Genomic DNA, 13,247 nt, shown 5'->3' on the forward strand with positions numbered 1-13,247 from the left:
GGGGAGCCGTTCTTGCCGGCGATGCGTTTCAGGCGTGCCGGGAGTCCACCAACACGGGGCAGCTCAACTGATCGATGACCTTGTTGCTGATCGACGGATCCAGCAAGCGCCCCAGGCGGTTCAGGTGGCGGTGGCCCATGATGATCAAGGCACAGTCAAGCGTGCGGGCTTGGCTGACAATCACCGCTACCGGTTCGCCCTGAACCAGTTTGCCCTCGCTCTCAAAGCCTAACCCGCGCAACCGTTGCAGCGCCTGCTGCAGGGCCAGGCTGGCATGGCGCTGTTCGTCAGTGGCGGCCGGATACTCCTGTTGCTCAAAGGCTGTCACGCGGTCCAACGCAAACGCACCGTCGATAGCCAGCACCACATGCAAACGGTGGTTGGCCGGCTGACAGTACTGTTGTGCAAGTTCCAGCAAACCTTCCGAGGCGCTGGAGCCATCAATGGCGATCAAGACGGGGCTGAGCATGCAGGGCTCCACGAGGACAAAGTCGAGCCGCTCATTGTTGGCCAACGCTCGGCGCAGATAAAGGGCCTGCCATGCACTGTGTAGTTGTGTCCGGCGCAACACGGACGCCGCTGCCAAGCTGGTAACATTGTCCTTTCTGACCCCCTTGGATGCCTGGCAATGCAGATCCCGGATATGAACCTGTTGGTTGCCCTTGACGCCCTGCTCGATGAAGGCAGTGTGGTTGGCGCGGCGCGGCGCATGAACCTGAGCCCGGCTGCCATGAGCCGGACGCTGGGGCGTATCCGCGAGGCCATCGGTGATCCGATCCTGGTCCGCGCCGGTCGCGGCCTGGTGCCGACGCCACGGGCGCTGGCCTTGCACGAGCAGGTGCGGGCGCTGGTTGAGCAGGCCGGGCTGGTGTTTCGCAGCCGAGAGGAAGTGGAATTGGCCACCTTGGAGCGGACCTTCAGCATTCGCACCAATGATCTGTTTATCGCGCTGTATGGCGCGCAGTTGCTGCGTGCCATGCATGAGCAAGCGCCACGCACCGTGCTGCGCTTTGTGCCGGAAAGTGGCGGTGATGACGACTCGATTTTGCGCGATGGGCGCAACGACCTGATTGTCAGCTCGACCATCGACCTGGGGCCGGAAATCAAGGTACAGAGCCTGTTCAACACCATCTATGTCGGCCTGGCCCGCCAGGATCACCCGATCTTCGACGAACCGATCACCCCCGAACGCTTTGCCGCCTACCCGCAGATCAGCGTGTCGCGCCGGGGTCGCGCCAATGGCCCGATAGATCTGGAATTGGCCAACTACAAGGTGCAACGCCACGTCGCGTTGATCACCCCAAGCTTTCACTCGGCGATGTTTTCCCTGCCTGACTCCGACCTGTTGCTGCCCATGCCGGCCAACATTCTTACCAGTGTGACCAAGCTCGGCCTGCCGCTGCGTTCGTTCCGTATTCCGCTGCCGATGGAGCGGGTGACGGTGATGCAGGCCTGGCACCCGCGTTTTGACAACGATCCGGCCCACCGCTGGTTGCGCCAGACACTCAAGGCCTGCTGTAGCGAGAGCCTTTGACGCCAGGATTGCGTTTGCTGCACTCGTAAACTGCCAATATGTCAGTTTTCGTCATCATTGCCGCTTCATAGACTTCTGCCGGTAGTTGTTCCCCCCGGAGATGTCTTTAATGAGTTCGTTAACCGCGCTGCCCGCTGCTGTCGCGCCCGTGCCTGTGGCCAGCCCCGCAACGCCTGCGGTATTTGGCCTGCGCATCGTGGTCGGGTTAGTGGGGGTGTTGCTGGCGGTGCTCTGTGCCGGCCTTAATGAGATGGTCACCAAGGCCTCGCTGGCCGACATCCGTGGCGCAATGTTCATCGGTGCCGATGAAGGCGCCTGGTTGATTGCCGTGTATGCCGCCGCCTCAGTCTCGGCCATGGCCTTTTCGCCGTGGCTGGCCGTGACCTTTTCCCTGCGCCGTTTCACCCTCTGTGCGATCAGTGCCTTCGCCCTACTGGGGCTGTTGCAACCCTATGCCCCCAACCTTTCCAGCCTGATGCTGTTGCGCATTTTGCAGGGCCTGGCGTCGGGCGCCTTGCCGCCGATGCTGATGAGTGTCGCCCTGCGCTTTCTGCCGCCGGGGATCAAAGTCTATGGCCTTGCCGGCTATGCCCTGACGGCCACCTTCGGGCCCAACCTCGGTACGCCGTTGGCAGGCTTGTGGACGGAGTACGTCGGTTGGCAATGGGCTTTCTGGCAGATCGTTGTACCGTCATTGCTGGCCATGGCCTGCGTGGCCTGGGGCCTGCCGCAGGACCCGCTGCGCCTGGAACGCTTCAAGCAGTTCGACTGGCGTGGCCTGCTGCTCGGTTTACCGGCGATCTGCTCGTTGGTCATCGGCCTGACCCTGGGCGATCGCCTGGGTTGGTTCGACTCGCCGCTGATTTGTTGGTTGCTCGGCGGTGGTCTGGTGCTGCTGGTGGTGTTCCTGTGCAACGAATGGTCTGAGCCGCTGCCGTTCTTCAAGTTGCAGATGCTCAAGACCCGCAACCTAACCCACGCGCTGGTGACGCTGTTTGGGGTGTTGATCGTGCTGACTGCGGCGATCCTCATTCCCTCCAGTTACCTTACCCAGATTCAGGGCTATCGCCCGGCGCAGACCGCGCCGCTGATGCTGCTGGTGGCGTTGCCACAGTTGCTCGCGCTGCCGCTGACCGCCGCCTTGTGCAACATCCGTGCGGTGGATTGCCGTTGGGTCCTGGCCATCGGCCTGGGCATGCTGGCGTTGTCCTGCGGGCTCGGCAGCCAGCTCACCAGTGTGTGGATTCGCGACAACTTCTACCTGCTGCAGATGCTGCACATCTTCGGCCAACCGATGGCCGTGCTGCCGTTGCTGATGCTTGCCACTGGTGGCATGAGCCCGCAGGACGGTCCCTTCGCTTCCGCCTGGTTCAATACCGTCAAGGGCCTGGCCTCGGTGGTCGCCACCGGTTTGCTCGAGGCCCTGACCACGCTGCGCCGCCATTTTCATTCCAACGTGCTGGTCGACAACCTGGGCAACTCGCCATTAGCCGACAGCACGGCGCCGGGCCTGGCCAAACGCATTCACGAGCAAGCCCTGGTGCTGACCTCGGCTGACCTCTACCTGTGCATGGCGGTGCTCGCCGCTGCCTTGATCCTGCTGATTCCTTTTGTGCCTACACGAATCTATCCACCGCGAGCGGTGGCCTAGGTACCTGTTCTGAGAGATACACATGACGACAATAACGACTCATCGAAAAACCGCCTTGATCGTGGCCGCGCTGGTGCTTGCCGGCGTGGTTGGCCTCTGCGTACCGCTGATGCTGGGCGGCGCTAGCGAACAGAGTACCAACGATGCCTATGTTTCAGCTGACTACACGGTGGTCGCGCCGAAGGTGGCAGGCTTCATCAAACAGGTGCTGGTCGACGACAACCAGCAGGTCAAGGCCGGGCAAGTGCTGGCGTTGATTGACGACCGTGATTATCAGGCCGCCCTGGCGGCGGCGCAGGCGCAACTGTTGGTGTCCACTGCGCAGCAGCACAATGCGCGGGCCACCCTCGAACGGCAGGCCTCGCTGATCGCTCAGGCGCAGGCGGCGGTGAATGGCGATCAGGCTGAACTGGCGTTCGCCAACCATGAGTTGACGCGCCACAGCCGCTTGGCCGAGCAGGGCGCCGGTACTGTGCAAAACGCTCAGCAGGCTCGCAGCCGGGTCGATCAGGCCAGTGCCCGGCTGAACAATTCACACGCGGCGCTGGCTGCTGCGCGCAAGCAGGTGGATATTCTCAGCGCGCAAGTTGACAGTGCCGAAGGCGGTTTGAAGCATGCCCAGGCAAGCCTGGAGCGGGCGCAGCTGGATCTGTCGTATACCCGCATTGTGGCGCCCATCGACGGCATGGTCGGTGAGCGTGCGCTGCGGGTTGGCGCCTACGTTAATCCGGGCGCGAAACTGCTGTCGGTGGTGCCGTTGGCACACGCCTATGTGCTCGGTAATTTCCAGGAAACCCAGCTGACCCATGTGCAGCCCGGGCAACCGGTGCAGATCCGTGTTGATACCTTTGCCGATGAGTACCTGAAGGGCCACGTTGAAAGTATCGCGCCGGCGACCGGCGTCACCTTCGCTGCGGTCAAGCCGGACAATGCCACCGGCAATTTCACCAAAGTGGTGCAGCGCATTCCGGTGAAGATCGTCTTCGATGCCGATCAGCCTTTGCTCCAGCGTCTGCGCGTGGGCATGTCGGTGGTGGCAACCATCGACACCCGCGCCAAATTGGCCGTGGGCAATGAGGTCAGCACCCGATGAAACCTGCGTTCGCCTTATCCCCCTTGCTGTTGAGCTTGCTGGCCGGTTGTACCCTGGGCCCGGACTTTCACACACCTTCCAGCCAGGCACCTGCCAGTTGGGCACCCCTGCAGGAGCAACCCGCGCCAAGCCAGGCCCAGGCTGAGCCGCTGCAGCAACGCTGGTGGGAGGACTTTCATGACGCCAAACTCAGTGAACTGATCGAGCGTGCCAGTCAGCGCAACCTCGACTTGCAGATTGCCAGTGCACGTCTACTGCAAAGCCGGGCATTGCGTGCCAGCATCGCCTCGGAGCAGACCCCAGCTGTCGATCTCGGCGCCGGCTACAACCGCGCCCGCAACAGCGCGCAGGGCCTCAATGATCCGTCCGGTGAGGGCGGCAAGTCAGCCTTCAACTTGTGGCAGGGGGATCTGACGGCCAGTTGGGAGCTGGATTTGTGGGGGCGGGTCAGGCGGCAAGTCGAAGCCGCCGACGCGGTAGTGGAGGTCGCCGAGAATGACCGTCGGGGCGTGCTGTTGTCGTTGCTGGCCGAGACGGCGGGCAATTACATTCAGCTGCGTGCGGTGCAGAGTACCCTGGCTGTGACGCAGGAAAACCTTGAGGTCTCGCGCCATAGTTTGCGCCTGTCGCAAATGCGTTTGCGCGATGGTGTCGCCACGGCACTGGACGTGGCCCAGGCCAGTGCGCAAGTGGCTTCGATTGAAGCACGCCTGCCCACCTTGGAGGAACGCCAGGCGCAATTGATCAACGCCTTGAGCCTGTTGCTGGCCGAACCGCCGCGCAGCTTGCAGGCTGAACTGCTGGCGCCTGGCGCCATGCCGGCGCCGCAGCAACGCTTTGCCATCGGCGTACCCTCGGAACTGGCCGAGCGCCGTCCGGACATTCTTCAGGCAGCCGCCCAATTGCATGCGGCCACCGCCAGCATCGGTGTGGCCAAGGCGGATTTTTATCCGAGCATTCGTCTGTCAGGCAGCGTTGGCTTTCAAGCGCTGCAGTTGTCCGATTTTGGCGGGTGGGATTCGCGCCGTTTCGGTATCGGGCCGCAGTTGAGCCTGCCGATTTTCGACGGCGGACGCCTGCGGGGTGTGCTCCAACTGCGTGAAGCGCAGCAGCAGGAAGCGGCCTTGCACTATCAGCAGGTGGTGCTGCGCGCCTGGCATGAAATCGACGATGTGCTGCGCCTGTATAACGCCAGTCAGTTGCGCCGCGACCTGTTGGCCGAAGCCGTGCGGCAAAACCGCATTGCCCTGCAGACGGCGCAGCAGCAGTACGTGGAAGGCGCGGTGGATTTCCTCAATGTACTCAGTGTCCAGGGGGCCTTGCTGGCCAGCGAGGAGCAATGGGTGGAGAGCTCCGCGAGTGTGTCCCAGGCCTTGGTGGGTTTGTACAAGGCACTGGGCGGTGGCTGGCAGGCCTTCGATCCGGCAATGACCGCAGCCGTTACAGCGGGCGGCTAAGGCCGAAGCGCTTTTTCAGCACGGTATCCAGGAGCATGCGCGGCAGCCAGCGGGCCATTAACGGCAGCGCACGGCTGCCGTTGCCCAGACGCACCAATGCTGGCGTAGGCTGTTTTTGCACTGCGGCGAGCAGCCCTTGGGCGAAATCCGCAGCCGACGTTGGGTGGTCTTGAGAGGCGCGAGCACGGGCATGGATCTGTTCGCGCAACGGCCACCACGGTGAGTCGGCGGCCAGCACCTGTTCGGCTTGGGTCTGGGCGTTGTCGGCAAACTGCGTGGCGATGGCGCCCGGTTGCACCTCCATGACGCGGATGCCCATCGGCGCCAGCTCCAGGCGCAGGGCATCGCTCAGGGCATGCACGGCGGCTTTGGAGGCACAGTAGGCCCCGGCAAATGGCGTGACCAGCACACCGGAAACGCTGCCGATGTTCACCACCAATCCCTTGTTGCGGCGCAACGCCGGGAACAGCGCGCGGGTGACGCCAACCAGGGCGAAGACATTGGTTTCGAACTGGCGGTGCATAGCCTCGACACCACCATCGAGCAGCGGGCCCATGGCGCCGTAGCCGGCGTTGTTGATGAGGATGTCGAGTCCACCATGGGCCGATTCGATTTCCGCACTCAAGCGTTGCAGGGCCTGGGCGTCGTTGACGTCCAGCTGTCGTCCGGTAAAGCCGGCCGACTGCAGGCGCGCTACATCTTCGGCTTTACGCGCTGTGGCCCAGACCTCATGGCCGGCCTGTTTGAAACAGTCGGCCAGGGCGCGGCCAATACCGCTGGAACAACCTGTGATGAGGACGATGGGCATGGACGATCCTTCGTTAGTTGGAAAAGTTGCCGCGCAGCTGTTCGGCCCTGAACTCCAGGGATTGCGGGCGATAACCCGAGCGCAAGGGAGGTAAGGGCAGGCAATCACTCCATTCGGTCCCAGGTTGCAGATCACCTGGGCCACGATAGCGTGGTGCACCGTAGGTATTTTCGCTGAGGTTGACGCTATCGCCTGGCGCATAAGCCGCTACGCGCCAGCGCAATGTCTGCAAGGGCACGTCGTTGCCGTTTTTCATGTGCACACGCAGGGGGCGATCGGCCGGGCAACTGTCGGGGGCGTAGGTCAGACGCAGGTCCAGGCGGGCCAGTTGGCGGGTTTCGCGGTTGTCTTGCCAGATCACCCAGAGCGCCACCAGTCCCAGGCCGAATATTGCCGACAGGGAAATGGGCAGGGCTTTGGCCGGGTAGCGCAGCAGCAGGACCAGCCAGGTGAGGACGAGAAAAGCGCCGATAAGCATGAACACAGCCTTGTGTGCGGGTGTGCTTTTATCCTAACCGCAAAAATGCCTGCTTGTCGGAGCTATTGATGCGTAAGCGCTGCCGCCTGGCTGCGATCGGGTGTGAAACGACCGTCATTCAGACCCCTGGGGGTGACTGATTGACGACTGCTTCGCAGCCGATCGCAGCCTGGCGGCAGCGGCTACGGGCTTGTGTTACTGGGCGATGGTCTTGATCGAAATCCCGCGCTCTAGCGGCGTCGAGCGGCCATAGATATCTTCGAAACGCTCAATATCGTCTTCACCCAGGTAGCTGCCCGACTGCACTTCGATGATCTCCAGCGGGATCTTGCCCGGGTTGCGCAGGCGGTGCACCGAGGCGATGGGGATGTAGGTGGACTGGTTTTCGGTGAGCAGGAACACGTTCTCATCGCAGGTCACCTCGGCTGTGCCCGACACCACGATCCAGTGCTCGGCACGGTGGTGGTGCATTTGCAGTGACAGGCAGGCGCCCGGTTTGACCGTGATGTGCTTGACCTGGAAGCGCCCCCCCATGTCCACCGAGTCGTAGGAACCCCACGGACGATACACTTCACAGTGGTTCTGGGTTTCACTGCGGCCCTGCTCGTTGAGGGTATTGACCAGTTGCTTGACGCCCTGGACCTTGTCCTTGTGGGCAATCATCATCGCGTCTTTGGTCTCGACCACAACGATGTTCTCAAGACCAATCACCGACACCAGTTTGCCGTTGCCATGGATCATGCAGTTGCGGCTGTCCTGGACCACCACATCGCCTTTGGTGACGTTGCCGTTGGTGTCTTTTTCGTGCACGTCCCACAGCGACGACCAGCAACCGACATCGCTCCAGCCGGCACTCAGCGGCACCACGCAGGCGCGCTGGGTCTTCTCCATCACCGCGTAGTCGATGGAGTTGTCCGGGCAGCAGGCGAAGGTGGCATCGTCGATGCTCAGGTTGTCGCCATCCTCGATGCTGCGTTCCAGGGTCAGCAGGCAGGTGTCGTAGATGTCCGGGTCATGCTTTTTCAGCTCTTCAAGGAAGCGGCTGGCACGGAACAGGAACATGCCGCTGTTCCAGAAGTAACCACCGGCCTGGACGAACTCCTTGGCGCGCTTCTCATCGGGCTTTTCAACGAACTGGGCAACCCGGCTGACACCTTCGGGCAGCAGTGCGTCCTGGCTTGATTTGATGTAGCCATAACCGGTTTCCGGTTTGGTCGCCGGCACGCCGAACAGCACCATCTCGCCACGTTCGGCCGCCACGGTGGCCAGGGCCAGGGCACGTTGCAGGGCTTTCTGGTCGTCGATCACGTGGTCGGCCGGCAGCACCAGCATCAGCTCGTCACGGCCTTCATTGACCAGTTTCATTGCCGCCAGTGCCACCGCCGGAGCGGTGTTACGACCGAAAGGTTCGAGCAGGATGCCCTGGGTTTGCAGCTTCAGGTTGCTCAGTTGCTCGTTGACGATGAACTTGTGGTCCTTGTTGCAGACCACCAGTGGCGTGTCCATGCCTTCGAACACCAGACGTTCAATGGTTTGCTGGAACAAGGTGTGTTCACCGGTCAGGGCCAGGAACTGTTTAGGGAATTGCTTGCGCGACAAGGGCCACAGACGCGAACCGCTACCGCCGGACAGGATGACTGGAATCATGAGTGTTCTCCGAAGATTGAAAGAGGCAGTTGATTAACGGGTCGATACCGGGCGCTTGACCCAGACCGGCGACAGGTTGCTGCCGGATCCGGTGACGTAAAGCACCGCTGCTTCGCCGCGTTCCAGAGCCACCGGCTTCAGATCGCTGACTTTTTTGTCGCCTTCATACAGGGCCAGGCTGACCTTGACCGGGTTGATCTCACGCTCGCCACGGGCCTTGGCGGCTACCGGCTTGACCACTTCGGTCTTGCCGTCGGCGGTTTTCAGGGTTAGGGCCTGGTCGCTTAGGTTCTGCACCCGCACCAGGGATTTCTGCTTGTTCTTGAACGGCGGCTCCTCGACCAGTTGCGGTTTGCCCGAGGCGTTGTTGACCAGGGTGTAGTAGTGATCGGAGGCGAGCTTTACCGGCACGCTCTGGCTGCCGACTTTGGCGCTGTAATCGCCTTGTGGCATGAAGCTGAAGTCGCTGCTGGCCTGAGCGGCCACCTCGTTGATCTGGGTGTTGCCGACACTGGCGCTGACCGCCTGGTTGCTGGCGTTGTAGATGCGCACGAAGGTCGAGCCTTTCGGCGCGCTGGGGCCATACAGCGCGGCGTCGGCGCCGGCAAAGGCCTGCAGGGAGAGCAGACTCAGACCTGCGGCCAGGGCGCAGGCTTTGGCGATGCGGTGCTTGGTAGTGTGCAAGGTCATGGATGTTTCCTCTTCAGTTTTGCGTCCGGGTGGACGACAGAGCCAGGTCTTGGTTGGCAGTTCGGGTTTTCTTCAGTTCAGCGATCCACTGCGGGTCGAAGTCGCTGAGGTCGTTCTTCATTGGCAGATAGCGTTCCGGGAACTCCCAGATCAGCACCTGTGGGGCGCTGTCCTTGAAGGCGTCGCTCTTGAGGTACTTGAGCATCGGCAGCAGCGGGCCATGGCCGTCTTCGGCGTAATTGACCACGTCGCTGCGCAAGGCCTGCTGCAGGGCACCGAGGAAGTTCCAGTTGGGGTTGGCGCTGTAGCTGGTGCCAACCAGCGCCACCGGGATTTCGTTGTCGGCGAACAGTGCATCGCCACTTTCTACCGCTGCTTCGGCCGGGCGGGTGCTGCGCTGTTGCAAGGTGTCCGGTGCCGGCAGCAGGTTGCTGAACAGCGGGTCGAGCGGCAGGAAGTTGGTCAGGTCGCCTTTGTACGGTGCACTCTGGCGCTGTTCGGTGATGAACTGCTGCGGCTCGCCGCTGAGCAGGTTCTGGCGGCTGACGGCTTCGGCCAGGTGCTGGGCAACCACCTCGGCGCCCATTGGCGTCCAGTGGGTGTCGGTGCGCAGGAACAGCTGGCCACGGGCTTTGGCTGTTGTCAGTGGCGCCAGCAGGTCCGGGGCAAACACGCCAGCCTGACGGGCCTGAGCATGGAACTCGTTGTACAGGTCACCGTGCAGGCTGGCTGGGGTCTGCTCGCCCAGGTACTCGCTGTAAAGGCGCGCCTTGGCTGGCACGATGGCCAGCACCAGCTGCACACCGCGCTGTTGCAAGGTGTCACGCACACCGCGGATCAGTGCCAGGTTTTCCTGCTCGAACTGATCGCTGTTGGCGACCGGCTTGAACTCCTCGTCGCTGAACAGCCACTGCTCGCGGCCCAGGACCACGCCGGGACGGCCTTCGTTGAACAGTTTGAAGTCCAGCGCCGCCCACAGGTTGGTACCGATGCGCTTGAGCGGGAATTGCTCGTCGTAGTGCGTCTCGGCGGCCTTGGCCAGCTTGCCGTCGAGCACACTCATCTGCGCGGTGCGCTGGAAGCTGCCCAAGCCACCTAGCGACCACAGGCCAAGGCCCAGCAGCAGGAGCATGAACAGCGCGGAGTAGAGTTTGCGTAATGATCGGGTCATGGTCGGCTCACTCAGAACTGGAAGTAGAGGAACGGCGAGTAGCTTTGCGCCGAGAGTTTGAGGATCGAGGCGACGAACAACAGCAGGACCAGCGCGCGGGTGACGTACAGGCCCCAGTCCAGGCTCAGGCTGCCGTCGGCATGCACGGCCACCGGGCTGGCTTTGGGCGTTGGCTTGGCGTTGCGGTAGAAGTCGCGCAGGCCGAAGAACGCCAGGGTTGCGTAGGCCAACGCCAGTGTTGCCACTTGCAGGCCGGTGAGGTTGGCGCGGTTGAGCTCGGACAGCTGCCAGTCACCGAAGCTGAACATGGCGCCGTACATCCGCCCGGCGACGTCGAGGTTCTCTGCACGGAAGATCACCCAGCCGACCACCACCAGGAGGAAGGTGAAGGCCCACTTGATCGGGTTGAAGCGCTGCGGGTTGGTGTCAAGGCCCAGGGCCCGCTCGATGGCCAACCACATGCCGTGCCAGGCACCCCAGATGATGTAGGTGAAGTTGGCGCCGTGCCACAGCCCCCCAAGGAGCATGGTCAGGAACAGGTTGCGGTAGGTGGCGAGGGTGCCGCCACGGTTACCACCAAGGGTGATGTACAGGTAGTCGCGCAGCCAGGTCGACAAGCTGATGTGCCAGCGCCGCCAGAACTCGGTGATTGACTGGCTGATGTACGGCTGCTTGAAGTTTTCCATAAAGCGGAAACCCATCATCAAGCCCAAGCCGATGGCCATGTCGCTGTAGCCGGAGAAGTCGAAGTACAGCTGCGCGGTGTAGGCCAGGGCGCCGAGCCAGGCGTCACCGGTAGTGGGGTTCTGCAGGGCGAAGCAATGGTCGGCGACCACGGCCAGGGTGTCGGCAATGAACACCTTCTTGATAAAGCCCTGCATGAACCGCGTGCAGCCTTCGGAGAACTTGTCCAGGGTGTGGGTGCGGTGGTTGAACTGGTCGGCCAGGTCCTTGAAGCGCAGCACGGGGCCGGCGATCAGGTGCGGGAAGATCGCCACGAACGCGGCAAAGTCGATCAGGTTACGCGTGGCCGGGGTGTCGCCACGGTAAACGTCGATGATGTAACTGATCGATTCGAAGATGTAGAACGAGATCCCGATCGGCAACAGCACGTGGGTGAGGATGAAGGGCTCAAGACCGAACGAGGTCATGATCGCGTTGAGGCTGTCGACACCGAAGTTGGCGTACTTGAAGTAGCCGAGGATGCACAGGTCGACCGCTACCCCGAGCAGCAGCCAGCGCTGCGCCGACTTGGTGCGCACACCGGCGGCACCGACTTTCAGGCCGATCCAGTAGTTCCACAGGGTGACTCCGGCAAACAGCGCCAGGAAGTCCACCCGCCACCAGGCGTAGAAGATGTAGCTGGCCAGCAGCAACAGGGCGTTGCGATAGCGTTGCCCGCTCAAGTAGTACAAGCCGAGAAAGATCGGCAGGAACAGGAACAGAAACACATTGGACGAGAACACCATCCCGATCTCTCCTTGTCGTTATCCATATCGGGGCAGCAGCCCCCCAAACCCCCCGTGGAAAACCACCGGAGGCAACCAAACTGACTCACCCTGTGAGGGCTGGCTTGCCAGCTCCCACAGGTTCTGCAGTGAGCCTTACTTTTTCTGTTCAGCCTGCGGGTCATAGACCCGGGTCAGGTCGCCACCGAGGCGGAAACTCTTGAACGGCTGCATGTCGCGCTTACGCTCCAGCTCGTCGGCGCTGCAGCGGTAGAGGCTGCACCAGGGTTCGAGCCAGGCGTATTTGCTGTCGATCTTGAGGTCGTCCATGTTCTGCTTTTCACCGTTCTTGGCCTTGAACGGGCTCGGGTCTTTCGACCCGGACAGCACCCGCTCACCCAGACGCTTGAGCGCACCGTTGTTTTCTGGACGCACATCGACGCCATTGGCCTGAGCGAAGCTGGCGATCATCGCCAGCGGCGGCAAGGCGTAGTTGTGGTAAGCCAGGGCGCGCTGCTTGCGCTTGAGCTCATTGGGCAAGAAGCCCTGGGCATCGACCTGGTTGGCAGCCACCCGGTATTCCTTTACCGACCAGTCGAACAGGTCGCGGCGGTCTGTGGCCACGGCAGTCGCCATCACCGACCAGGCAGCCCAGTAGGAGTGATTGTTGATCTTCTCCAGGGGCAGATCGCTCCAGTCCTTGACCACTTGATCGGCCAGGCGCGCGAACCATTTCTCGATCTGCTCGGCTTCCTGCTGGTGCGCGGCGAGCGGCTTGGAGTTGGAGAACTTCAAGTGCAGCCAAGACGAGCTCAGGCTACCCAGCGCCCATTTGCGCATGGACTTGCCGGTATGGTTGTAGTCGGTGGACATCAGCGCATCGGCGCGGGCCCAACTACCCAGCCACGCCAGGGTGCAATCGAGCTGTTGCGGGCGGCCGTCGCGCATGTACTGCATGACCTGCTTACTGACGCCGCGCTCCAGCGTGGTGATGTTCGCGGTTGATTCGCGGAAGGCTTTTTCCGAGTCCTTGTTCAGGGTCGCACGGGCCTTGTCCGAGCCTTCGTACTTGCTGCGAAACTGCAGCTTGCCGGTGTAAGGCGTGGGGATGGCTTCGCACTTATAGTCGCTGGGGCCGGTCTTGAGCTTTTCGATACCGGCGTAGTAACCCTGTGGCGGCACCAGCCCGGCAGCCTGCGCGGCCGGGCCGAACAAGGCCAGGGCGAGCAGGGTGGGGGCGGCGATTTTGTTGAATCTGTTCATGTGCGCC

12 protein-coding genes are annotated in these 13,247 nt (G+C 62.2%); 4 read left to right on the forward strand and 8 right to left on the reverse strand.

The annotated features are described in order from the left end of the window. Positions 1-28: 28 nt before the first annotated feature. Positions 29-469: a universal stress protein gene (locus tag CX511_RS04945; protein ID WP_101293221.1), complete on the reverse strand. Its 441-nt coding sequence runs from the start codon at positions 467-469 to the stop codon at positions 29-31. Positions 470-628: 159 nt separating this feature from the next. On the opposite strand from CX511_RS04945, the gene CX511_RS04950 reads away from it, so the two are divergent. The 4 genes from CX511_RS04950 (at position 629) to CX511_RS04965 (ending at position 5,735) form a co-directional block, all read left to right on the forward strand. Then, positions 629-1,534, forward strand: a complete 906-nt coding sequence (locus CX511_RS04950) for a LysR family transcriptional regulator (RefSeq protein WP_045183661.1) — start codon at positions 629-631, stop codon at positions 1,532-1,534. Between the two features lie 109 nt (positions 1,535-1,643). Further along, a complete protein-coding gene (locus CX511_RS04955; protein WP_101293222.1) occupies positions 1,644-3,185 on the forward strand; it encodes an MFS transporter in 1,542 nt (513 codons plus the stop codon). Positions 3,186-3,294: 109 nt separating this feature from the next. After that, positions 3,295-4,278 (forward strand): HlyD family secretion protein, encoded by a 984-nt coding sequence (locus tag CX511_RS04960; RefSeq protein ID WP_373432763.1) that lies wholly within the window; start codon positions 3,295-3,297, stop codon positions 4,276-4,278. Then, positions 4,275-5,735 (forward strand): efflux transporter outer membrane subunit, encoded by a 1,461-nt coding sequence (locus tag CX511_RS04965; RefSeq protein ID WP_045183658.1) that lies wholly within the window; start codon positions 4,275-4,277, stop codon positions 5,733-5,735. Before CX511_RS04960 ends, CX511_RS04965 begins: the two co-directional genes overlap by 4 nt. Here CX511_RS04965 and CX511_RS04970 read toward each other — a convergent pair. The 7 genes from CX511_RS04970 to CX511_RS05000 form a co-directional block, all read right to left on the reverse strand. Continuing rightward, entirely contained in the window at positions 5,719-6,543 is an 825-nt protein-coding gene (locus tag CX511_RS04970; RefSeq protein ID WP_101293223.1) for an SDR family oxidoreductase, read from the reverse strand. The two genes, CX511_RS04965 and CX511_RS04970, sit on opposite strands and share 17 nt — an antisense overlap. A 13-nt stretch (positions 6,544-6,556) precedes the next feature. Further along, positions 6,557-7,021, reverse strand: a complete 465-nt coding sequence (locus CX511_RS04975; protein WP_045183654.1) for a hypothetical protein — start codon at positions 7,019-7,021, stop codon at positions 6,557-6,559. Positions 7,022-7,216: 195 nt separating this feature from the next. Continuing rightward, the gene (locus CX511_RS04980; RefSeq protein WP_101293224.1) at positions 7,217-8,668 is read right to left on the reverse strand and encodes a mannose-1-phosphate guanylyltransferase/mannose-6-phosphate isomerase; all 1,452 of its coding nucleotides are present in this window, start codon (positions 8,666-8,668) and stop codon (positions 7,217-7,219) included. 33 nt (positions 8,669-8,701) lie between these two features. Next, a complete protein-coding gene (locus CX511_RS04985; protein ID WP_045183651.1) occupies positions 8,702-9,358 on the reverse strand; it encodes an alginate O-acetyltransferase AlgF in 657 nt (218 codons plus the stop codon). A 13-nt stretch (positions 9,359-9,371) separates the two neighbouring features. Continuing rightward, positions 9,372-10,529, reverse strand: a complete 1,158-nt coding sequence (locus tag CX511_RS04990; protein ID WP_045183649.1) for an alginate O-acetyltransferase — start codon at positions 10,527-10,529, stop codon at positions 9,372-9,374. A gap of 11 nt (positions 10,530-10,540) precedes the next feature. Further along, positions 10,541-11,998 (reverse strand): MBOAT family O-acyltransferase, encoded by a 1,458-nt coding sequence (locus CX511_RS04995; RefSeq protein WP_045183647.1) that lies wholly within the window; start codon positions 11,996-11,998, stop codon positions 10,541-10,543. Positions 11,999-12,133: 135 nt separating this feature from the next. Further along, positions 12,134-13,240: a mannuronate-specific alginate lyase gene (locus CX511_RS05000; protein WP_101293242.1), complete on the reverse strand. Its 1,107-nt coding sequence runs from the start codon at positions 13,238-13,240 to the stop codon at positions 12,134-12,136. Between the last annotated feature and the right edge of the window lie 7 nt (positions 13,241-13,247).

Source organism: Pseudomonas sp. S06B 330 (assembly GCF_002845275.2).
Taxonomy (GTDB): Bacteria; Pseudomonadota; Gammaproteobacteria; order Pseudomonadales; family Pseudomonadaceae; genus Aquipseudomonas.

Excerpts from the sequence above, each read along its gene's own strand:
- CX511_RS04945 (WP_101293221.1), bottom strand. The coding sequence starts at position 469 with ATGCTCAGCCCCGTCTTGATCGCCATTGATGGCTCCAGCGCCTCGGAA.
- CX511_RS04950 (WP_045183661.1), top strand. The coding sequence starts at position 629 with ATGCAGATCCCGGATATGAACCTGTTGGTTGCCCTTGACGCCCTGCTC.
- CX511_RS04955 (WP_101293222.1), top strand. The coding sequence starts at position 1,644 with ATGAGTTCGTTAACCGCGCTGCCCGCTGCTGTCGCGCCCGTGCCTGTG.
- CX511_RS04960 (WP_373432763.1), top strand. The coding sequence starts at position 3,295 with ATGCTGGGCGGCGCTAGCGAACAGAGTACCAACGATGCCTATGTTTCA.
- CX511_RS04965 (WP_045183658.1), top strand. The coding sequence starts at position 4,275 with ATGAAACCTGCGTTCGCCTTATCCCCCTTGCTGTTGAGCTTGCTGGCC.
- CX511_RS04970 (WP_101293223.1), bottom strand. The coding sequence starts at position 6,543 with ATGCCCATCGTCCTCATCACAGGTTGTTCCAGCGGTATTGGCCGCGCC.
- CX511_RS04975 (WP_045183654.1), bottom strand. The coding sequence starts at position 7,021 with ATGCTTATCGGCGCTTTTCTCGTCCTCACCTGGCTGGTCCTGCTGCTG.
- CX511_RS04980 (WP_101293224.1), bottom strand. The coding sequence starts at position 8,668 with ATGATTCCAGTCATCCTGTCCGGCGGTAGCGGTTCGCGTCTGTGGCCC.
- CX511_RS04985 (WP_045183651.1), bottom strand. The coding sequence starts at position 9,358 with ATGACCTTGCACACTACCAAGCACCGCATCGCCAAAGCCTGCGCCCTG.
- CX511_RS04990 (WP_045183649.1), bottom strand. The coding sequence starts at position 10,529 with ATGACCCGATCATTACGCAAACTCTACTCCGCGCTGTTCATGCTCCTG.
- CX511_RS04995 (WP_045183647.1), bottom strand. The coding sequence starts at position 11,998 with ATGGTGTTCTCGTCCAATGTGTTTCTGTTCCTGTTCCTGCCGATCTTT.
- CX511_RS05000 (WP_101293242.1), bottom strand. The coding sequence starts at position 13,240 with ATGAACAGATTCAACAAAATCGCCGCCCCCACCCTGCTCGCCCTGGCC.